The sequence below is a fragment of the Paraburkholderia sp. A1RI_3L genome, assembly GCF_048957895.1.
Classification (GTDB): domain Bacteria; phylum Pseudomonadota; class Gammaproteobacteria; order Burkholderiales; family Burkholderiaceae; genus Paraburkholderia; species Paraburkholderia kururiensis.
On record NZ_JARCHA010000105.1, the window covers coordinates 1 to 283 of the forward strand.

The 283-nt window shown below is 67.1% G+C and carries 1 protein-coding gene; it reads right to left on the reverse strand.

The window, feature by feature from the left end; all coding sequences use genetic code 11:
• The coding region (locus PXJ20_RS33100) for a DUF2827 family protein (RefSeq protein WP_421057535.1) at positions 1-283 on the reverse strand (283 nt) is incomplete at both ends.

A 283-nucleotide genomic window follows, 5' to 3' on the forward strand; every position in this document is an offset into this window, starting at 1 on the left:
ATGGGCGGCACTGCGGTAGCCGGCAAGCGTCGCGTCGTGTACGGCGAACGCCTCGCGCAGTGCCAGCGCCCCGCCTTCGCAGTCGAAATCGTCGTAGCGGTAGCCGCATCCGCCCAGCAGGTTCGAGTTGTGCACGAGCGGATAGCCGCCGTGCAGCGCCTCGTAATAGAGGTAGTTCTGTGCGTTTTCCCAGTGGTGCGAGACGACCGCGTCGGCCTGCTGCGTGAGAATCTCGTAGACGGGCAGGCGCGGCTCGAAGGTGGCGCGCCCCTGCGTGACCAGG